General features: G+C 74.8%; 4 protein-coding genes. All 4 read right to left on the bottom strand.

Annotated elements, in window-relative coordinates; all coding sequences use genetic code 11:
• Window positions 1-18: 18 nt before the first annotated feature.
• Window positions 19-2,664: a type I polyketide synthase gene (locus KYY02_RS13035; protein WP_371238072.1), complete on the bottom strand. Its 2,646-nt coding sequence runs from the start codon at window positions 2,662-2,664 to the stop codon at window positions 19-21.
• 24 nt (window positions 2,665-2,688) lie between these two features.
• A complete protein-coding gene (locus tag KYY02_RS13030) occupies window positions 2,689-3,822 on the bottom strand; it encodes an adenine nucleotide alpha hydrolase family protein (protein WP_371238071.1) in 1,134 nt (377 codons plus the stop codon).
• Between the two features lie 65 nt (window positions 3,823-3,887).
• A complete protein-coding gene (locus KYY02_RS13025; RefSeq protein ID WP_371238070.1) occupies window positions 3,888-7,355 on the bottom strand; it encodes an amino acid adenylation domain-containing protein in 3,468 nt (1,155 codons plus the stop codon).
• Window positions 7,352-21,955 (bottom strand): SDR family NAD(P)-dependent oxidoreductase, encoded by a 14,604-nt coding sequence (locus tag KYY02_RS13020; RefSeq protein ID WP_371238069.1) that lies wholly within the window; start codon window positions 21,953-21,955, stop codon window positions 7,352-7,354. Before KYY02_RS13020 ends, KYY02_RS13025 begins: the two co-directional genes overlap by 4 nt.
• Between the last annotated feature and the right edge of the window lie 55 nt (window positions 21,956-22,010).

Below are 22,010 nucleotides of genomic sequence, written 5' to 3'. Positions count from 1 at the left end.
GCGTCGCCGGGAGGGGGGTCAGGCTTGGCCGGTGTGGCGGGCGGCCGCGCGCTGGGCCCGCCGGGAGGTGCGCGGCGCGGGGGCGGTGCCGTGGCCGCCCGGGGCCGTGCCGGGGGCGAGGCCCATGAGCTCGGCGAGGTTGTCCACGAAGGACCGGATGGTGGGGAACTCGACGAAGGAGGCCGCCGGGACTTCAAACCCCAGTTCCTCGCCGAGCTTGGCGACGACCTCGATGAGCACCAGGGAGTCCAGGCCGAGGTCGAAGAGGTTGGTGTCGGGGGCGGCGAGGTGCCGGCCGCCGAGGACCTTGCCGACCGCCTCGGTGAGGTAGTCCCGGATCAGTTCGACGTTGTGCTCGGGATCGGCCGGGTCGAAGCGGGCGATCAGCCGGTCCCCGGCCGGCGCCGCCTCGGTCCGGGCGGTGTGGTCGCCGGGCTCCACCCAGTGCCGCCGTCGCTCGAAGCGGTGGGTGGGCAGGGGCACCCGGCGGATGTCCCGGCCGGTGTACACAGCGGCGAAGTCGAGGCCGGCGCCGAGCACCCACTGGTCGGCGGCGAGGGTGAGCAGGTGAGCGAGGCCGCCGGGTTCGTCGTCCGGCGGAGTGAGGCGGACCGCGTGCCGGCCGGTGCCGTCGAGCAGCGCGTCCAGGGCGGCCGTCGCGTCGGCCGGGCTCGTCCAGACGGCGGGGGCGCGGCCCTCTTCCTCGGTCATCCAGCGGCCGGTGCGCGGCGATACGACGGGCAGCCGGGGCGGGACGGCGCGGACGGGGGCGGTGCCCCGGGCCAGGGCGAGGGCGTCGGCGAGCGGGAGGGCCTCGGCGAGGGCGGCGGCGGCGGCGAGGCCGGTGCCGGTGGCGGCGAGACCAGCCGGTGCGACGCCCCAGGCGGTGAGGGCGGTGGCGAGGGCGTACTCGTGGCAGCAGGCGGCGACCGCGCCATCCTCGGCGAGGAGGGCCTCGGCCTCGCCGGAGCGCCCGAGGGCGGCGGCGCAGGCGTCGGCGGCGTCCCGGTAGGCGGGCACCGACGCGTACAGTTCGGCGGTGCCGTCCGGGTCGGCGCCGGTGCCGGTCAGGACGAGGACGGGCGCGCTCGGCTCGCGTCCGGTCACGCCGCGCCGGATGCGCTCCTCGTCGCCGAGGGCGAGCGCCATGGCCGCGGAGCGGGTGCTGCCGGCGACCAGGGCCAGCCGGTGGGTGTGGGCGCGGCGGCCGAGGCCGAGGGTCTGTGCGACGGCGGCCGGGTCGAGGCCGGGGTGGGCCCGCAGATGGCGGGCCAGGGCGGCGGCGGCCTGATCGAGGGCTTCCTCGGAGCGGGCTGAGAGGACCAGCAGCTCCGGGCGGCTCTCGTGCGGGGCCTGACCGCGGGCCGGGCCCTCCTGGAGGATCACATGGGCGTTCGTACCGCCGATGCCGAAGGAGCTGACGCCGGCGCGCAGCGGGCCCGTCCCGCTCTTCCACTCGGTCTTCTCGGTGTTGACGAAGAACGGTCCGGCGGCGAAGTCGATGTCCGGGTTGGGCCCGGTGAAGTGCAGGCTGGGCACCAGGGTGCGGTGCTCCAGCATCAGCGCGGTCTTGATCAGGCCCGCCATGCCGGCGGCCGTGTCCAGGTGCCCGATGTTGGTCTTCACCGAGCCGAGCGCGCAGTACCCGGTGCGGTCGGTGCCGCCGCGGAAGGCCTCGGTGAGCGCAGCGACCTCGATGGGGTCGCCGAGCGGGGTGCCGGTGCCGTGCGCCTCGACGTAGCCGATGGTGTCCGGGTCGACGTCGGCGACGTCCTGGGCGTCGGCGACGACGGCGGCCTGCCCGGAGATGCTGGGCGTGGTGTAACCGGTCTTGGCGGAGCCGTCGTTGTTGATGGCGGAGCCCTTGATGACGGCGTGGATCCAGTCGCCGTCGGCGAGGGCCTCCTTAAGCCGCTTGAGGACGACCGCTCCGGCGCCGCTGCCGATCACGGTGCCGCGGGCCTCGGAGTCGAAGGCGCGGCAGTGGCCGTCCGGCGAGAAGATCATGCCTTCCTGGTACTGGTAGCCCTGGCCCGGCGGGTTGAGGTGGACCGCGCCGACCAGGGCCATGTCGCACTCGCCGCCGAGCAGCGCGAGGCAGGCGGTGTGCACGGCGACCAGCGAGGTGGAACAAGCGGTGTTGATGTTGACGCTGGGGCCGGTCAGGTTGAGCTTGTAGGACACCCGGGTGGCGAGGAAGTCCTTGTCGTTGGCGAGCATCAGCCGGTAGTGGTCCACGGAGGACGCGGCCCGGTAGCGCTCGCCCAGGTTGTGCAGCAGGTAGGTGTTCATGCCGGCGCCGGCGTAGACGCCGATCTGGGCGTCGGTGCGCTCGGGGTCGTAGCCGGCCCGCTCCAGGGCCTCCAGGGCGCACTCCAGGAAGACCCGGTGCTGCGGGTCGAGGATCTCGGCCTCGTCCTGGGTGAACTGGAACAGCTCGGAGTCGAACAGGTCGGTGCCGGGGATGGTCTGGGCGGCCTTCACATAGCGCGGGTCGGCCAGCCGGGCGGCGGGCACGCCGGCGGCGAGGAGTTCCTCGTCGGTGTACCGGGTCAGCGTCTCGCGGCCTTCGCTGAGGACGTCCCAGAAGCGGTCGACGGAGTCGGCGCCCGGGAAGCGGCAGGCCATGCCGATGATGGCGACGTCGGAATCGGAAAGTGTCATGGTGCTGGTTCTCCTGCTCGGGTGTCAGCTCAGCCGTATGCCGAGGTCGGCGGCGACGGACCGCATGTCGAGGAAGCTCTGGGCGACGAAGCGGGCGGCGTCCTCGGAGGCGTCCATGCGCTGGAAGAGGTCGACGAGGCTGCGCTCGTGCTCGTCGCGGTCGCCCTCCCCCGCCGCGATTTCCTTGACGACCTTGCCGAGCCGCTCCTCCACGTCGGCGAGATCGAGCGAGCGCGGGAACTTGATGCTGAAGGTGTTGCGGTCGTAGGAGGCGTTGCGCTTGACGGACCGCACGTGGCTGGCCGCGTTGAGCTTGTAGAACATGCAGTCGAAGTTCGTGTACGAGTAGTAGTTCAGCAGCGGGAAGAGCGTGCAGTGGGTCTCCAGCGGCGAGGACGCGTACAGGCCCTTGGCGCGCAGTTCCTCGACGATGCGGTCCGGGTCGTACTCGTGCCGCATGGCGATGAACGGGAAGACGATCTTCGGCAGGTTCTCGTCGTCGTCGAAGAGGAGCTCCTCCAGCTGCCCGCCGAAGAGCGTGTCGGTGAGCCGCTCGCCGAACGTCTTGTAGAAGCCGCGCACGATCTCCCGGACGTTGGACTCCATGGTGAGGATCTGCTGCGGGTCGGCGCACAGCGCGATGTAGGGGATCTTCTGCCGGTAGGCCATGAGGATCGCGCGCAGCACGAAGAAGGTCCGGCAGGAGACGCAGGGCAGCTTCTCGTCCAGGTACTTGCCGGGCTTCTTCGGCGCGGGACGGTTGAACACCTCGCGCATCATCAGCTTGATGTTGTCGTCGTCGGCGTCGAGGAAGAACGTCGCCGGGATCTTCTCCCGGGCCAGCGCGATGTTCTGGGCGGCGTGCACGCTCTCGAAGGGCACGTCGAAGGTGAAGGCCAGCACCCGCTTGCCGTACTCGTTGACGAACTTGTCCAGCATGTACGTGCTGTCCTTGCCGCCGCTGTACATGAACAGGCAGTCGTACTCGCCGGTGCCGGGCGGCGCCTGCTGGAACTCGGTGAACACCTCGCTGGTGTAGCGGTAGTTGACGAGCAGGTCCTCGGCGAAGTCCAGGTTGCACAGGTTGCACACCCCCTGGTCGTCGATCACCACTCCCGGATGGCTGGCCTTGAGCGAGCAGACCTGGCAGCTGGACACGGAACCCCCTGGTGTGACGGACGGATCTGGTGATGCGGTGGGTGTGGCGACGTCGTGGTGGCCGGTCACGGGCGCCGCCCCCTGCGGTCGCGGCGGCGGGCGAGCGCCGCCGTGTCCCGGGAGCGCCGGGGCCGGGCCGCGGCGGGCTCGGCGGGGCCGCCGGCGCCGGTGACATGCGCGGCCATGGCCCGTACGGTCGGATGGCCGAACATGTCGAGGCGGGTGACCTGGAGGCCGAACCGCTCGCGCAGGGTCGCCACCACGGACGTCAGGCGCAGCGAGTCGCCGCCGGCGTCGAAGAAGTTGTCCTCGGCGCCGACCCGCTCCAGGCCGAGCGCCTCGCACCAGACCTCGGCGATGCGCCGCTCCAGGTCGGTGCGGACGGCCGCCGCACCGCCCGCGACGCGGACGACGTCCGGCTTGGGCAAGGCCTTGCGGTCGACCTTGCCGTTCGGGGTGAGCGGCAGCCGGGGCAGGACGGCGAGGGCGGAGGGGACCATGTAGGCGGGCAGGCGCTCGCCCAGGGCGGCGCGCAGGGCTGCGGTGTCCAGCGGGCCGGCCGGGCCGACCAGGTAGCCGGCCAGGCGGCGTTCGCCGGGCCGGTCCTCGCGGACGACGGCGACAGCTGCGGTGACGCCGGGCAGCCTGCACAGGGCGGACTCCACCTCGCCGAGTTCGATCCGGTAGCCGTTGAGCTTGATCTGGCCGTCGATCCGCTCCAGGTACTCCAGGCGGCCGTCGGGCAGGTGGCGTACCAGGTCACCGGTGCGGTAGGTGCGGCCGGTGTCGCCGCCGGGGGCGGTGACGAAGCGTTCGGCGGTCAGCTCGGGCCGGCCGAGGTAGCCGTCGGCGACGCCGTCGCCGGACAGGTACAGCTCGCCGGGGATGCCGGGCGGGACCGGGAGGCCGCGCTCGTCGAGGACGTGGCAGCGGGTGTTGCCGATGGGCCGGCCGATGGTGGCCGCCTCACCGGGCAGCACCCGGTCCACGGTGGACCAGATGGTGGTTTCGGTCGGGCCGTACATGTTGTACAACGCGCCGACGCGGGGCGCGAGTTGCCCGGCCAGCTCGGGGGGCAGCGGTTCGCCGCCGCACAACGCCCGCAGCGCCGCATCGCCGCTCCAGCCGGCGGCGAGCAGCATCTGCCAGGTGGTCGGGGTGGCCTGCAGGACGGTGGGCGCGGAGCGTTCCACGCGCTCACGCAGGGCGACGCCGTCGGCGGCCTCGGCGGCGGAGAGGATCTCCACGGTGCCGCCCCGCACCAGCGGCAGGTACAGCTCCAGGCCCGCGATGTCGAAGCACACGGTGGTCAGCGCGAGCAGCGAGTCCCGGGAGCTGAAGCCGGGCCTGCGGGCCATCGTCCACAGGAAATTGACCAGCGCCCGGTGGCCGACCTGGACGCCCTTGGGCAGGCCGGTGGAGCCGGAGGTGTAGATCACGTAGGCGGGGGTGTCCGGGTCTGAGCGGTCGAGGGGCGCCGCCTGCGGCCCGGCCGTGAGCGCGGTGGACACCGGCACCGGGGTGACCGGGAACTCGGCCAGGGTGCCGCCCAGCGTCTCGTCGGTCACGACCAGCCGGGCGCCGGAGTCCTGGAGTATGTGGCCGATCCGGGCGGGCGGGTAGATCGGGTCGATCGGCACGTAGGCGGCGCCGGTGCGCAGCACGGCGAGCAGGCTGACCAGCAGCTCGGGCGAGCGCTCCAGGCAGACGCCGACGAGCGTGCCGCGGCCCGCGCCGAGGCCGGCGAGGTGCCGGGCCAGCCGGTCGGCGGCCTCGTCGAGTTCGCCGTAGCCGAGGGCGCGGTCCTGGAAGCGGACGGCGGTGGCGTCCGGCGCGGCGCAGGCGATGTCGGTGACCAGCCGGGTCACGGTCGCCTCGCGCGGGTACTCCTCGTCGGTGTCGTTCCACTGGCCGAGCAGCAGCTCCCGCTCCCCGGGTGTGAGCAGGTCGGCGGTGCCGAGCGGGCGGTGCGGATCGGCGGCGAGGGCGTCGAGGAAGGCGGCGAAGTGCCCGGCGAGCCAGCGCTCGTGGTCCGGGGTCATTCCGGCACCCGTGTGGAATCCGACGGCTCCGTCCGCGTCGATGCGGACGGTCAGCGGCCGGTCGCCGGGCTCGGCCGCACTGCCGGGCAGCAGGACGGCGACGGGCAGCCCGGTGCAAGCGGCGCCGGTCAGTTCCGGGTGGCGCAGCGGCACGTCACGCCGGTACGGCATGCGGTCCCGGAGTCGGTCGAGTTCGGTGCCGATCAGCTCGGTGAGGTCGGACAGGGCCAGGTCGAGCAGCCCGTCCGGGGCATGCAGGGGCACGTCGGGCGCCAGGATGCGGGCGGCGGCCGGGGAGGCCGCCCTGGGGACGGACACGGCGACATGCCGCTCGTCGCCTCGGGTGAGCCGGGCGAGGAAGGCCAGGGCGGCGGCGAGGGCCGTCCGCTCGGGCTCCGCTCCCCGCTCGCGCAGCGCCCCGGGCAGCGGGACCGGACCCGCCGGGCGGGCCACCTGGGTCAGCGGGCCGAACCTCGGCGGGAGCACCGGCCGCAGCGACCGCAGGGCACGCAGCCAGCGGTGCTCCTGGCGGTGGGCGGCGCGGGCGGCCTCGGCCAGTTCGGCAACGGCCGCGTCGGGCAGGTGCGGGAAGCGGCCGCCGAGCTCCCGGGCGAGGACGACGGGGTCGAGCCGTTCCCCGGACAGGGCGGCGAGGTCGGTGAGGCGGACGTCCCGGTCGCCGGTGGCCACGGTGAGGGCGTCCGGGGCTGCGTCGACGACGGTGCCGGGCTCGGCGGTGGACGGCCGGTCGGTGACCTCCACGGCGCGGACGGCGAGCAGGTCGTCGCCGAGGGCGAGCAGCGCCGTGCCGAAGTCGTTGCGGCGGCGTCCGAACGCGGTGGCCCGCACCAGTGCGTCCAGTTCGGCGGCGGGCTGGCGCCAGTCGAACACACCGCCCCGGGGCAGGCCGTCGTACCGGCCGTGGTAGGTGCGCAGGCCCAGGTCCTGCGGGGTGCGGGTGGCCGTGCCGGCGGCCAGTTCGTCGACGAGTTCGGCGAAGGACTCGATGCCCGCGTCGAAGCAGGCCACGTCGAGGTCGTGCACGGTGGCCGCCGGGTCGACGGGCACCGTGCGCTGCTTGAGCACGTCGCCGGTGTCGGCCTCCAGGTTCATCACGTGCCAGGTGACGCTGTGCTGCTTGTCGCCGTCGAGGATGGCCCAACTGGTGGCGAACAGACCCGCGTGCCGGGGCAGCGGACCGTCGTGGAAGTTGACGGGCAGGTGGGTGGGCAGGGCGAGCACCTCCTCCGGGAGCATCCGGAGGTTGGCGATGCTGAACAGGTAGTCGAAGCGCAGCGGGGCCAGCCGTTCGGCGAGGTCGGGGCCGAACCGTACGGCGGGCAGCCCCTCCCCCTCGGCCCAGTCGAGCAGCTCGGCGGAGGGGGACACCACCGCGGCCACCGTGTGTCCGCGCCCCACGAGCAGTCTGGTGCACTCGACGAGGAGGGTCTCCTCGCCGATCACGACACAGCTGAACGGCTCGGCAGTCATCGTCCGCCTCCTTCGGACTCCCCGCGCTGGGAGAGCAGTTCGATCAGCAGCCCGTCGACGGCTGCGTCGGACAGGCCCGCGACCAGGCGCTCGGCGTCACCGGCCGGGGCGGGTTCGGGCTCTGCGGGGTTGGTGGGCTCGGGGGTGTCGGGGGTTTCGGGGGTGTGCGCCGGGGCGCCGAAGTGCCCGGCCAGCTGGCGGATGGTGATGCGCTCGAACAGCAGGGTTGCCGGCTGGGGTCCGTAGACCGCTTCCAGGGCGCGGGTCAGCTCCAGGACGACCAGCGAGTCCACGCCGTAGTTCTCGAAGGTGAGGTCGGGGTCGAGCTGGTCGGGGGTCATCTCCAGGACGCGGGCGAAGACGTCCGTCACCTGGCGCAGGGTGTCGTCCTGGGAGACAGGAGAGACGAGGGCGGCCGGGGCCACGGCGGAAGCCGGCGCAGGGACTGGAGCCCGGTCCGGGGTTCGCTTCGGCTCGCGCTCGGCCGCCGGAGCCTGCCCGGCGCCGGGCACCACGCCGTCGCTGACGGCGGCGATGACGCTCTGGAAGGCCGGTCCGGCCTCCGTCGTCGGTGCCGCCGCGCTGATGTCCGTGAAGCCGCACGCGGCCAGCGCGTCCCGCCACTGGCGTTCGCTCGCCAGCGGGGAGCGGGGCATGCGCTGCTCGGGGTCCGAGAACAGCCACCAGCCCGCCGTCAGACCGAAGACGAGCGCCAGCTGGCGCCGCGCCCGGGTGCCCTCCACCAGCAGCAGAGCGCCGCCCCGCCGCAGCAGCCGCTTGGCCCCGGTCAGCGTGTCGGACAGCCGCCGGGTGGCGTGCAGGACGTTGGTGGCGAGCACCACGTCGTGGGCGCCCGGGGGCAGGCCCTGCCCGGCCGGGTCGGCCTCGATGTCCAGCACCTCGAAGCGGGTGAAGGGGTACTGCGTGCCGAAGCGGTTCCTGGCCTTGCGGACGAAGGCCGGGGAGACGTCAGTGAAGACGTACTCGATGCCGTCGCCGTAGGGGGCGAGGGCGGCGAGCACGGCCTCCGTGGTGCCGCCCGTGCCGGCACCGATCTCCAGGATCCGCACCGGTGCGATGGGGTCGGCGGCCCGGCGGGCCTCGACCTGCCCGGCCACGAGCCGCGCTACCTCCGCGTTGCAGCGGTCGGTGACCGGGTCGCCCCGGTAGACGGCGGCCACCCGCTCGGCGGAGCCGTCGGGGAAGAGGACCTCCATGGCGGGGCGGCGCCCGGTGAGCACGTCGGGCAGCGCGGTCAGGCAGTCACCGAGGAGCGTGACGACCGGCGCGAGGGATGGATGGCGTTCCACCAACTGGCCGCATTCGATGATGAGTTGCTTCTCCGACGCGGTCTTGCGGCCCGTCGGGCGCAGGCGGCCGTCGTCCGTGACGGTCAGCCAGTCCGCCTCGGCCAGCATGTCCAGCTGTGCCTGGAACAGCGCGGCGTGCTCGGGCACTACGCCCAGGCGGGCGGCGAGTTCCTCCCGGGAGGCCTCGCCCGCGCCGAACAGGCCCGCCCGGTCGAGCACCGACGCCAGCAGGCGCAGCGCCAGCTCCTCCGCCTCGGCGACCGCACGCTGGTGCGCGGCCAGTTCGCGGTCGGCGCCGGGCGCGCCCGGGAAGCGGACCTCGGGCAGCGGGTCCGGCGCACCGCCCGGCAGCACGCTCAGGGTGCGGTCGGGGTCGATGCCGAGGTTGTCCAGGATGGGACGGTCGGCGTCCAAGGCGAACACCTGGGGCAGGTCGGCTGCGAGGGTCCGCTCGACTACGGCCATGCCCTGCTCGGCGCTCAGCGGCCGGATGCCGGCGGCGCCGAAGCGGCGCAGCACCCGCTTCCGCTCCGGGTCGCCGCCCGCGTGCCAGTAGCCGAGGCTGAGGACCCGTACCGGGAAGGGCAGGGTGCGGGCGGCGTGCAGAACGTATGCGTCGGCGAAGGTACAGCCGGCGGCGTAGCCGGCCTGGCCGTGGTTGCCCTCGAAGGCCACGCCGGACGAGTAGAAGAGCGCGAAGTCCAGCGGTATCTCGCGCACCGCGTGCAGCAGGCTCCAGGCGGAGTCGCTCTTGGACTCCAGGGCGGTGCGCAACCCGTCCTCCGGCAGCTCCCGCAGCACCTGGTTGACCAGCACCATCGCGGCGTTGATCACCCCGTGCAGGGCGCCGAACTCGCGTACGGCGAGATCGACGGCCTCCGTCAGCGCGTCCGGGTCGGTGGCGTCGAGGGCGAGGTAGCGGACCTCGGCACCCCCCTTCTCCAGCTCCGCGACGGTCTGCCGTCGGCTCTCGTCGAGCGGGGAGCGGCCGACCACGACCAACTTCGCGCCGTAGGCGCCGGCCAGGTGCCGACAGGTGTCCCGGCCGACCACGCCGAGCCCGCCGACGACCAGGTAAACGCCGCCCGGGCGGAACCGGGGTGCGGCGGCGGGCAGTTCCAGCCGCTCCAGCGTGCGCACCCGGCGGACGCCCGCGCGCAGCGACACCGGCACCGGCCGGGCCGAGAACGGCTCGGCCACGATCGCATCGGCCGCCTCGGCGGCCTCCGCCGCGCGTACGTCGACGAGCGCCACGCGCAGCGCGGGGAACTCCTTGGCCGCGACGGCGGCCAGGCCGGTGGTCCCGGCGGCCCACGGGGAGGAGTCGTCGCCCGCCTCCAGCGGGTGGACGTCCGTGGTGACGACCTTCAGGCGTGTCTCGCGCTCCAGCAGGCCGTGCCGGGCCAGCGCCCGCACCAGGCGGTACAGGGCGACCGGGCCCCGGTCGGTCAGGGCACGCAGTTCGGCGCGGCCGGCGGGCTCGCGCCCGGGGGCCGTGGCGAGGAAGTAGACCAGGTCCGGTGCGCCGGATCCGGCCAGAGCGCGGTCGAGTTCGGCGTCCGCGAGACCGCCGGGGCCGACCGGGAGCCGTCGTACGTCGGCGCCGTGGTGGGCGCGGGCGATACCGGCGGCGGGCTCGGTATCCAGCCGCTCGCCGACCAGCAGCACGCTGCGGGCGCCCGCGGCGCGCTCCCGCACCGGCCGGGCGGTCCACACCGGCCGGTGCACGACTGCCGTGGACGGCTTGGCCTCGCGGTAGGTCAGGCCCTCGAACCGGACCCGTACCGCGCCGGTGTCGTCGCAGAGCAGTACCTCGAAGCGGTCGGATCCGGTCTCCCGGACGTACGACCAGCCGGTCATGGGGACGGCGCCGAACACCTCGACGCAGTCGGCCGCGAACGGCAGCATCGGCCGGGCGTGCGCGCCCCGGCGGCGGACCAGCAGGGCGGCGACGGTGTGCAGGGCGGCGTCCAGGACACCGGGGTGCAGGGCGTGCGCCGGGTCGTCGCCAGCGGGCTCACCGATCCGGCCCAGCACCTCGTCCAGGCCGGTCCACACCTGCCGGACGCGGCGGAAGAACGGCCCGTACGGCAGCCCCTGCCCGGACAGCGCCCGGTAGAAGGAGCCCACGCCCGCGCCCTCGTCCAGGCGGGCGCGCAGCGCGGTGACGTCGAGGGGGGCGGGCGCGGCCGGGGCGGTGGCGAGGCGTCCGCAGGAGCGTACGGCGTCGTCGGCGCCACGGACCTCGTACCGGTCGCCGTCGAAGGCCACCGCCACCGTCTCCTCGGCCCCGTCCAGGGCCAGCGGGACGACCCAGCGGACATCCGCGCAGGCCCGGCCGGCCAGTCCCCCGCTCGCCTCGGCGACCAGGTCCAGGTGGCCGACACCGGGCAGGATGGGCCGCCCGTCGACCACGTGATCGCGCAGCACCGGCTCGTCGGCGGCGAGTCGGCGCTCCCACCGGCGCGGGCCGCCCTGCGCGGGGGCGGGAGCCGGCGTGGTGTCGAGCCAGTGCCGTACCCGCTCGAAGGGGTACGCCGGCAGCGGCACCCGGCGGCGCTCGGCGGGGCGCAGACGGTGCAGCAGGTCCCAGTCGACGGTGACGCCCGAGACCCACAGCCGGCCGAGGAGGTCGTCGGCGCCGGCCGCGATCTGGGCGGCGAGGAAGTCCTCGCCGCCGATGCCGTCGGTCAGCAGGCCGGCCAGCGGCGGGTGCTGCTCCACCCGGCCCCGGTGCAGCCACTGGCCGCCCTCACCGCGGCCGACAGCGGCGAGCTTTCCGGCCGCGTCCGCGAGGTCGGCGGCGACGAACGCCAGCCTTGCGGCGAGGGGTTCGCGGCCCACGCGCAGGGTGTGGGCGACATCGGCCAGCCTCGGGGCACCCGGCTCGGCGAGGGCGCGGCCCAGGTCGGCCGCGCGGGCACGCAGCCGGTCCTCGTCGCGGGCGGACAGGACGATCAGCTCCGCCCGCTCGGGCCCGGCCGGGGCCAGCTCGGGGGTCACGTACTCCTCCACGACGACGTGCGCGTTGGTGCCGCCTGCGCCGAATGAGCTGACGGCCGCGCGGCGCGGCAGCGGACGCTCGTCGCCGTCGTACGCGCGCGGCCACGGCGCCGTCTCCCGCTGCACGGTGAACGGCGAGTTCTCGAAGTCGATGACCGGGTTGAGTTCCTCGGCGTGCAGCGTGGGCAGCAGCGTGCCGTGGCGCAACTGCAGGACGGCCTTGGTGAGCCCGGCGATGCCGGCGGCGCCCTCCAGGTGGCCGATCACGGACTTCACCGAGCCGAGCGCGCAGAATCCGGTGTCGCCGGTGTGCCGGGCGAAGGCCTGGGCCAGCGCGGTGTGCTCGATCGGGTCGCCCAGGGCGGTGCCGGTGCCGTGTGCCTCGACGCAGCCGATGGTGCGGGCGTCGATGCCCGCGGCGGCCAGCGCCTGTTCCACCAGCGCCTGCTGGGCCTGCGGGTTGGGCACGGTGTAACCGCTGGTCCGGCCGCCGTGGTTGACGGCGCTGGCGCGGATCACGGCGTGCACGGTGTCGCCGTCGCGGACCGCGTCCGACAACCGCTTGAGCACCACCGCGCCGACGCCCTCGCCGGGCACGTACCCGGTGCCGCCCTCGCCGAAGGCCCGGCAGCGGCCGTCGTCGGACAGCATGGTCTTGCGGCTGAGGTGCACGTACTTGTCGGGGTGCACGGCGACGTTGACGCCGCCGGCGATGGCGTACGAGCACTCGCCGCGGCGGATGCTCTCGCAGGCCTGGTGCACGGCGACCAGGGACGCGGAACAGGCGGTGTCGATCACCACGCTCGGACCGCGGAAGTCGCCGAAGTACGAGACCTGGTTGGCGATGGCGGAACGATTGGCCAGTACGACCTGGTGATTGCCGCGGGCGGACTCGGCGGCTGCGAGGATCGCGTAGTCGTCCCACATGACGCCGACGAACACACCGGCGTCGTGCCCCTGGCCGCCGTGGCGGGGCGCCGGGATGCGGGACGGCGGGTAGCCGGCGTTCTCCAGAGCCGACCAGGCCGTCTGGAGGAAGAGCCGCTCCTGCGGGTCCATCGTGCGGGCCTGCTTGGGCGCGATCTGGAAGAACAGCGAGTCGAAGGAATCCACGTCCGACAGGAAGCCGCCCCAGCGGCTGTAGCTGCGGCCCGGTGCGGCCGGGTCCGCGTCGAACAGGGCGTCGGCGTCCCAGCGGTCCGCGGGGACCTCGGTGACGCAGTCACGGCCCTCGGCGAGGTTGCGCCAGAACTCCTCCAGGGTGTCCGCCTGGGGGTAGCGGCCGCTGATGCCGATGATGGCGATCGGCTCGTCGGGGTCCCGGCGAGCGGGCGGGGTGCGCGGGCCCGAGGCGGGTGCGGGAGCGGGAGCGGTGTCCTGCTGCCGAGGCCCGGCCTCCTCCCGCTGCGGCTCGGTCCCCTCGGGGAACAGGCGGGCGACGGCGTCGGCCTGCTCGTCGAGGATGTGGCCGGCCAGGTCGTCGACCGTCCGGAACTCGAAGAACACGGTGCCGCGCAGGCCCGGGAAGTCCTTGCCCAGCAGCGAGTTGGACTCCATGACCAGCACCGAGTCCAGGCCGTAGTCGTCCAGCGGCACCCGGCTGTCGAGGCGCCCGGCGGGTAGCTTGAGCACGCCGGAGAGGACCTCGCGCAGGTGCTCCACCAGCCGGTCCCGGTGCCGGCCGGCACCGGCGGCGACGGGCGCCGGCGCGGCGGGCCGGGGCGGGGCGGGCGCGTCCGTCAGAGCGGCGTCGACGGCCGCCGGGTCGCCCCAGGCGGGCACGAGCCACGGGGCACCGGGGGCGAAGGAGCGAGCGAGGAGGTCGAGGCCCGCTTCCGCGGTCAGCGCCCGCATCCCGCTGCGGCGGGTGTACGCGGCCAGTTCCTCCTCGCGGACCAACCCGTCGACCCCGCCGACCGCCCAGAGCGGCCAGGCCAGGGACAGGCTGCGGCCGTGCCGCTCGCCCCGGCGCACCCGGCGGTCGCGGAGCACCGTGTACAGGTCGGCGAAGCGGTTGGCGGTGGCGTAGCCGACCGCTCCGAAGTCACCGATGAGGGAGGAGACGGAGGAGAAGACCACGAAGAGGTCGAGAGGGTCCTCGCGGGTCAGCCGGTCCAGGTGGACCAGGCCGTGCGTCTTGGCGCCGAGCAGCCGGGCGAAGCGCTCCCGGTCGCCGTCGGCGCGGCCCTCGTCGGCGACGCCCGCCAGGTGGAACACGCCGTGCAGGGCGCCGAACCGGTCCCGGGCGGCGGCCAGCGCCGCGTCGAGTTCGCCGTCCCGGGCCACGTCGGCGCGCAGGGCGAGCACCTCGGCACCGAGGCCGGTCAGCGTGCGGTGCCAGGCGCGGGTCGGCTCGTCGGGCTCGGAGCGGCCGATCAGCACCAGCTTGGCCGCGTGGGTGCGGGCCAGGTGCTCGGCGAGGACCCGGCCGATGGCACCGGCGCCGCCGGTCACGACATACACGCCGCTGTCCCGCAGGGGCACGTCGGCCGGGGTGGCCGGGCCGGTGAGCGGGCGCAGGGCCCGTACCTCCCGTTCGCCGGAGGCCGTACGGCGGACCTCCAGGCCTGCTGCGCGGGGTGCGGCACGCAGTTCCACCGCCACGGCCTGGGCGACCTCGGCGGCCGGGGCCGCGGTGTCGACGCCGAGGGTGAGCAGTTCCAGGCGCGGCGCGACCGGCCCGGTGGAGCGGGCGAACCCGGCCAGGGCGGCCCACTCGGGCCGGTCCTCGCCGTCGTCCTGCGCGTGCAGCACCAGGCACCGAACCCGGCCGGGCAGCACACCGGTGCGGGCCGCGTCGAGCACGTCCAGGACCGGGGCGCAGGCCCGGTCGAGCAGGTCGGCGGGCGAGCCGTCGTCCGCGCCGCCGAGGACGACGGCGAGGTCCAGCCCGTCCTCGTTGGCGAGGGAGGCGAGTCGGCCGGTGTCCTCGCCGGCGGCGACGACGCGCCGCCACACGCCGGTCGCGGCCAGCGCGGACTCCAGCTCCGGGTGCCGGCCGAGCAGGGCGAGGGTCCCGGCGGCGTCCGCCGCTTCCGGGTCGGCGGCGGGTCGCCAGTACGGCTCGTAGAGACGGGGTTCGCCGGAGGTGGCCTCAGGCTCGGCCTGCGCGGTGGGCGCGGCAGGCGTACGGCCGGCAAGTGCCGCCTGAGCGCCGGATGCGGGGCCCGCAGGCGTCGCCCGGGTGCTGGGCAGGCGGCCCGCGAAGTCCCGTACCGAGGCGAGTACGTGGCCCTGGTCATCGTACACGGTCAGGTCGTAGCGGCGCACGCCCGCCGACTCGCCGGACAGTCGGGCGTGCGCGTGGCAGACCTCGGGCAGCGGGGCAAAGGAGTCCAGGGCGCCGAGGCTGAAGGGGACGGCGAGTTCACCGGGGCGCGGTGCGGTGGTCCTGCCGGTCCAGTGGCAGGCCCGCAGGACGCCGTCGAGAAGCGCCGGGGGCAGCTGGGTGCCCGGGGCGGTACCGGCCTGGGCCAGCCGGACCAGCGCCTCGCCGGGGCCGACCCGGATCTCGTCGATGACCTGGAAGGAGGGACCGTACGCGAACCCTGCGGCCGTGTACTCGGTGTACGCGGCGGGTCCGTCGCGTACGACGGACAGGCGGGCGCGCAGCGCGGCGAGATCCTCGGCGGCCTCAGGGTCGGCGGGGGCGGGGACGGCGCTGCCGCGGGCGTGAGTGGTGCGGCCGGCACCGGTCCCGCTGTACACCTCGAAGGCCAGGCCGGTGCCGTCCGGGCGGAAGGAGACGTACAACTCCCGCCCACCGTCCGCGAGTTCGACGGCCCGGCCCCACACCACCTCGCGCAGGGCGTGCCGGGTGCCCGGCTCGGCGAGCGCGGCGGCGGCGCGGACGAACTCCAGCGTCGCCGCGCCCGCGAGCAGCGGCCGGCCCTCGATCACGTGGTCGCGCAGCAGCGGGTCGTGCGCGTGCAGCGTCTTGCGGAAGCGGACCTCGGTGACGGTGGACTCGTTGGCGTCGACCAGCGGATGCGGGGCAGTCGTGCCCAGGTCGGGGTCGAGCGGGATCCAGTAGCGCTCTGCGGCGAACGGGTAGCGCGGGGCACGCACCCGGCGCGGGGCCGGCCCCGGCCGGGCGGCGTGCCAGGCCGCCCAGTCCACGTCGGCACCGCCGAGCCAGCGGCGGGCCGGCTCGGCCAGTGGTCCCGCGTCGGCGAGGTCGGGCGCCGGGCCGCCGTCGGCGAACCAGCGCAGCGCGGCGACAAGCTCGCCGCCGTCGGTGACCGCCACCGCGAGCCGGGCGTCGAGGGGCTCGCGGCCCACCTGGGTGGTGAAGCACAGGTCGGCGAGCGGCACGCGCTCGGTCTTGACGAAGCGGGCGGCCGACTCTGCATAGGCGCGCAGCCGCTCCTCGTCGCGGGCGGAGAGCAGGAACAGCACGGGTTCGCTCGTGCGCTGCTCGCCCGCCGGTACGCCGGTGACCGGGTCGGGGTTCGGGGACTCCTCCAGGACGAGGTGCGCGTTGGCGCCGCCCGCGCCGAAGGAGCTGAGTCCGGCCCGGCGCGGCCGGTCCCCGTCGGGCCAGGCGGACAGCTCGCGCTGGACGCGGAACGGGGAACGCTCGAAGTCGATGTTGGGGTTCAGCTCGGCCGAGTGCAGTGAGGGCACCAGAGTGCGGTGCCGGAACTGCAGCAGCACCTTGGTGAGTCCGGCGATGCCGGCCGCGGACTCCAGGTGGCCGATGTTGGACTTGACCGAGCCGATCGGCCAGGTGCCGGGCGCGGCCTCGGCGGACCGGTAGGCGTGGGTGAGGCCGGTCAGCTCGATCGGGTCGCCCAGTGCGGTGCCGGTGCCGTGCGCCTCGACGTAGCCGATGTCCTCCGGGGTGACACCGGCCTGTTCCAGCGCGGTGGTGATCGCGCGCTGCTGGGCGCGCGGGTTGGGCACGCTGTAACCGTTGGTCCGGGCGCCGTGGTTGACGGCGCTGCCCAGGATCAGGCCGTGGATGCGGTCCCCGTCGGCCAGCGCCCTGCGGTAGGGCTTGAGCAGGACGGCGCCGACGCCCTCCCCGGGCACATAGCCGTCGCCGCCCGCGCCGAAGGCCCGGCAGCGGCCGTCGGAGGACAGGAAGCGACCCTGGCTGAGGAAGGCGAACTTGTAGGGGTGGACGGAGACGTTGACGCCTCCGGCGATGGCCAGTTCGCTCTCGCCCCGGCGCAGGCTCTCGCAGGCCAGGTGGATCGCGGTGAGCGAGGAGGAGCACATGGTGTCCAGCGCCATGCTCGGACCGGACAGGTCCAGGGCGTGACTGACCCGGTTGGCGATGGTGGCGAAGGACGAGCCGGTGAGCGGCCGACCGCCGCGCAGGGCGTCCAGGGCACCGTGGAACTGGTACTCGCCGTACATCACGCCGACGTACACGCCGACGGGCCGGTCGGCCAGGTCGGAGCGGCGGTAGCCGGCGTCCTCAAGGACGTGCCAGGCGTTCTGCAGGAACAGCCGCTCCTGAGGGTCCATCAGTTCGGCCTGGCGCGGGGAGATGCCGAAGAAGAGCGGGTCGAAGCGGTCGACGTGGCGCAGGAATCCGCCGCACCGGGTGTGGGCGAGGCCGGGCGCCGCCGGGTCCGGGTCGTACCAGCGGCGGCTGTCCCAGCGCTCCGCGGGGATCTCGGTGATGCAGTCGCGGCCCTCGGCCAGGGTGGCCCAGAACTCGTCGAGGTCGTCGGCGGCCGGGTAGCGGCCGGTCAGGCCGATGACGGCGATGGCGTCGTTGTCGTCCTCGGCGGGTTCGGCGGCGTCGGCTCGTCCGGGACGGCGCTGGGAGCGCGCCGGGCGCAAGGCAGCGGCGCGGGCCGTGGTGGTGAGAGGTGCGGCGGCCGGTTCGCCGCCGCTCAGCTCGGCCGCGTGGTGCTCGGCGAAGTAGTCGGCGAGTTCGCCGAGGGTGGCGTATTCGAAGAAGAGCGTCTTGGACAGGGCGTCGAAGTGCCGGTCCAGCTCGCGGTTGAGCTTTGCGATCATCAGCGAGTCGATGCCGAACCGGTCGAACGGGGCGTCCTCGGCCAGTTCGACCGGATCCAGGCCGGTCTCGGAGGCGATCAACTCACGCAGCATCCGCAGGGCCTCGTCGCGCGGGGCGCCGCCCTCGGCGGGCGCGGTGGCCGTGGCGGTCCGGGCCGCCCGAGCGACGGGCGCGGTGAGCGCGGTGGTGATGGTACGGACGTCCCCGTAGGCGGCGACGAGCGCGCCGGGGGTGCCGAGGGCCCGCTCGAACAGGGCGAGGCCGACCTGAGTGGGCAGGACGCCGAAGCCGGTGCGGGCGGCGATGTCCGCGGCGGCCTCGGTGCTCTGGCGCATCCCGCCGTCGGCCCACATCGGCCAGGCGATCGCGGTGATCCGGCCGTGCCGTTCGGCGTAGGCCTCCAGGTAGGCGTTGGCGTACGCGTAGTCGGTCTGGCCGGGGTTGCCGACGTGGGCGGCGATGGAGGAGAAGGCGACGAAGAAGTCCAGCGGGTCGCCGGCGGTGGCCGCGTCCAGGGCGCGCAGTCCGGCGGCCTTGGGGGCGAGGACGGCGGCGAAGTCCTCGTCGGACTTGGTCAGGGCGAAGCCGTCGCGCAGCACCCCGGCGGCGTGGACGACTCCGTTGAGCGGACCGAACTCCTCGCGTAGAGAAGAGAGTTGGGTGGCCACGGCCTCCGGATCGGACACGTCGACGGTGTGGTAGGTCAGGCGTTCATCCAGGTCGGCGGGCCGTTCGCTGCGGCCCAGCAGGATGACGCGGGCGTCGGCCCGGGAGAGCAGCCGGCCGGCGACGGCGCGGCCCAGTCCGCCGGCGCCGCCGGTCACGACGTACACGCCGCCGTCGCGGACCGGCACCGGACCGGCGGCCGGGGCGGGCTCGGCCTGCGGGATCCGGCGGCCCTGTGCGGTGTGGGCGACCTCCGGATCTCGGCCGTGGCCGGCCAGTTCACCGGCGAGCGCGTCGGCCTCGGCCACGTCCTCGGCGAGGCCGACGGCCTGCACTTCGAGGAGGGGGTTCTCCGCGCGGACGGTCCGGGCGAAGGCGGCGAGTGCGGCGCGCTCGGGGCGTGGGCCGTCGGTGTCGTGACGGTGCAGCAGCAGGACCCGCACGGGTGCGGTGGGACGGGCGGCGAGGAGCGTGCGGACGACGTGCAGCGCCTGTTCGGGGGCCGGTTCGTCGACGAGGACGACGTCGGGCGCGGTGGCCGGGTCGAGGTCGCGGGCGACCGTGCCGATGCCCAGGGCGGTGAGGAGAGCGGCGAGCTGTGCGCCGCGCGCCGGGTCGGCGGCGACGACGGCGGCCGTGTCGCCGAGAGGTGGGTCGGTGGGCGCGGCGGGCGCGGCGGTCCAGCGGCGGACCAGCAGGGCCGACTCGCGGGGTTCGCGCAGGACGCGCACGGCGAGGTCGTGCAGGCGGGCCAGGACCTCGCCGTGGACGTCCAGGACGGTAAGGTCGGCGTGCGCGGTCCGCTCCCCCAGCCGGCCGGCCGTGACGTGGACGCGGCAGGGCCCGGTGACGGGGGCGTGCACGGTGAGTTCGCCCAGGGCCAGCGGCAGGAAGCCGTCGGCCCGCTCGCCGTAGGCGCGGGCCAGCAGCACGACCAGGGCGTGCAGGGCACCGTCCAGAAGCGCGGGGTTGAGCACGGCGCCGTCGAGCGCGGCACCGTCGGGCAGGTCGAGGGTGCCGAGGGCCTCCGCGTCGCCGAGCCGGACCTCGGTGAGGGCACGCATGCGAGGGCCGTAGTCCAGGCCGCGGGCGCGCAGGATGTCGTAGCAGTCGGTGGGGGTGACCAGCTCGGCGCAGCGGGCGGCGACGGCGGCCGGGTCGGCCGGTGCGGGGCGCTCGACGGCTCCGGGGCGGATCTCGCCGACCGTGACCACCCGCTCGTCGGCGGTGAGTTCGAAACCGACCGTGTCGCGCTCGCGCCACAGCTGGACCAGCGCGGTGCGCGGCCCGGCGGCGTAGGAGAGCAGCTGCTCGAAGGAGACGCCGCGCAGCCCGACCGGTCCGCCGAGGGAGAGTTCACCGGCCGCGCGGGCCAGTTCCAGCTGTCCGGCGGCGGGTAGCACGGGCTCGGCGTCCACGCGGTGGTCGGCGAGGTAGAACTCGGTGCCCGTGCGGGAACTGCGGTAGGCGAGGGTGTCCAGGGTGGAGACGTTCTCGTCCAGCATGGGGTGCGGGCCGGGGCCGGTGACCCGGTCGGCGGATGCGCTGGTGTCCGGGCCGGTCAGCCAGCAGCGGCGGCCCTCGAAGGGGTACGTCGGCAGCGGGACGCGGCCGCGCTCCTCGCCCTCGAACCAGGCCGCCCAGTCGACGGCGACGCCGGCCTGCCAGGCGCGGGCCACGCCGTCCCAGGGGCCGTCGGTCACGCCGAGGGCAACACCGCGGACCTCGTCGTGGGCGGTGCGCACGGGGATGCGCGCGCGGGCGGCGGGCGGTACCGGTCCGTCGCCGGTCAGCGCCTTCTCCAGCCGCAGCGCCCCGGTCACGCAGGCGGCGGCCCGGGCCGCGAGCCCGTCGCCGTGCACCGCGACCGGGGTGAGGCCCCAGTCGAGCCACAGCTTGCCGAGCGCGTACTGCACGGCGAACGCCCGCCCCCGCTCGCCCAGTCGCTCGGCGCCCGCGGCGAGCGCGGCCTCGTGGTGCGCGGCGAAGGCGGGCTCGGCGGCGGCCCACCGGCCGGCCAGGCCCGCCGCGTCCGGGACGTCCTCGGCGAAGACGAAGGAGACCTCGCCGGTCCCGGGCCGCTCGGGGACCGGGGCCTCGCGCAGCGCCCGGGCGAGGGCGGCGCGGTCGGAACCGGTGACGGCGAGCCGGTGCTCGTGGGCGCGGCGGCCCACGGCCAGCGTGTAGGCGACGTCGGCGAGCGCGGCCGGGTCGTCGCCTTCGAGGTGGGCGGCCAGATTCCGGGCGGCCGTGCCCAGCGCGGTCGCGGTACGGGCGGACACCACCAGCAGCTGCTGTGCGCGGTGGGCGTCGCCGGTGACGGGGGCGGGCGGGGCCTCCTGGAGGATCGCGTGCGCGTTGGTGCCGCCGATACCGAAGGAGCTGACGCCCGCGCGCAGCGGGCCCTCCCCGGTCCAGGGGGCGGTGTCGGTGCTCACCTTGAAGGGGCCGGCCGCGAAGTCGATGGCCGGGTTGGGCGTGGTGTGGTTGACGGTCGGCACCAGCGTCCGGTGCTTCATCATCAGTACCGTCTTGATCACGCCCGCGACACCGGCCGCCGCGTCCAGGTGACCGATGTTGGACTTCACCGAGCCGATGGCGCAGAACCCGGTGTCGGCGGTGGACTCCCGGAACGCCCGGGTGAGCGCCGAGACCTCGACCGGGTCGCCGAGGCGGGTGGCGGTGCCGTGTGCCTCGACGTAGCCGATGGAGCGCGGGTCGACGCCGGAGACGATGTGCGCCTCGCGGATGACGGCGGTCTGGCCGGCGGCGCCGGGCGCGGCGAAACTCACCTTGCCGGAGCCGTCGTTGTTGGTGGCCGTGCCCTTGACGACGGCGTGGATGGTGTCCCGGTCCGCGATGGCGTCCCGCAGCGGCTTGAGGACCAGGACACCGACGCCGTTGCCGAGGACGGTGCCGCTGGCGTCCGCGTCGAAGGTGCGCACGTGCCCGTCCCGGGACAGGATCGCGCCCTCCTCGTACAGGTACCCCTTGGCCTGCGGCAGCTTCACGGTGACACCGCCGGCCAGCGCCATGTCGCACTCGCCGTTGATCAGGCCCTGGCAGGCCAAGTGGAGGGCGACGAGGGAGGTTGAGCAGGCGGTCTGGACGGCGTAGCTGGGGCCTTTGAGGTCGAGCTTGTAGGACAGCCGGGTGGCCAGGAAGTCCTTGTCGTTGCCGACCATCACCGCGAAGTGGTCGGAGGTGGTGGCCTGGTCGACGTTCGGGAGGACCTGCTGCTGAAGGTAGGTGTTGATGGCCGCGCCGGCGTAGACGCTGATCAGCCCGTCGTAGCGGGCGGGATCGTAGCCGGCGTGCTCCAGGGCGGCGTGGCCGGCCGTCAGCAGGATGCGGTGCTGCGGGTCGGTGATCGCGGCCTCGGCCGGGGTGAACTCGAAGTACCCGGTGTCGAACAGGTCGACGTCCGGGATGATCCCGTGGGCGGGGACGTACTCCGGGTCGTCCAACAGTCGGGCGGGCACCCCCGCCGCAGCCAGTTCCTCGCGGCTGAAGCGGGTGATGCCCTCGCGCCCCTCGCTCAGCAGGCGCCAGAAGGAGTTCAGGTCGTCGGCGCCGGGGAAACGCCCGGCCATGCCGATGATCGCGACATCCGTCTCGGCTGCCTGGACGTCGTGGCTGCTCACTGGCCCTGTCTCCCCTTTTCGTACGCCCGTTCCGGTCAGGACGGGCAGGTGGTGG

Source organism: Streptomyces pimonensis (genome assembly GCF_041380215.1).
GTDB lineage: Bacteria > Actinomycetota > Actinomycetes > Streptomycetales > Streptomycetaceae > Streptomyces > Streptomyces pimonensis.
This window is presented reverse-complemented; position numbering and strand designations above follow the sequence as displayed.

What these genes read in the sequence shown, in the direction of transcription:
- KYY02_RS13035 (WP_371238072.1), bottom strand. Translation starts at nt 2,664, where the DNA reads ATGACACTTTCCGATTCCGACGTCGCCATCATCGGCATGGCCTGCCGC.
- KYY02_RS13025 (WP_371238070.1), bottom strand. Translation starts at nt 7,355, where the DNA reads ATGACTGCCGAGCCGTTCAGCTGTGTCGTGATCGGCGAGGAGACCCTC.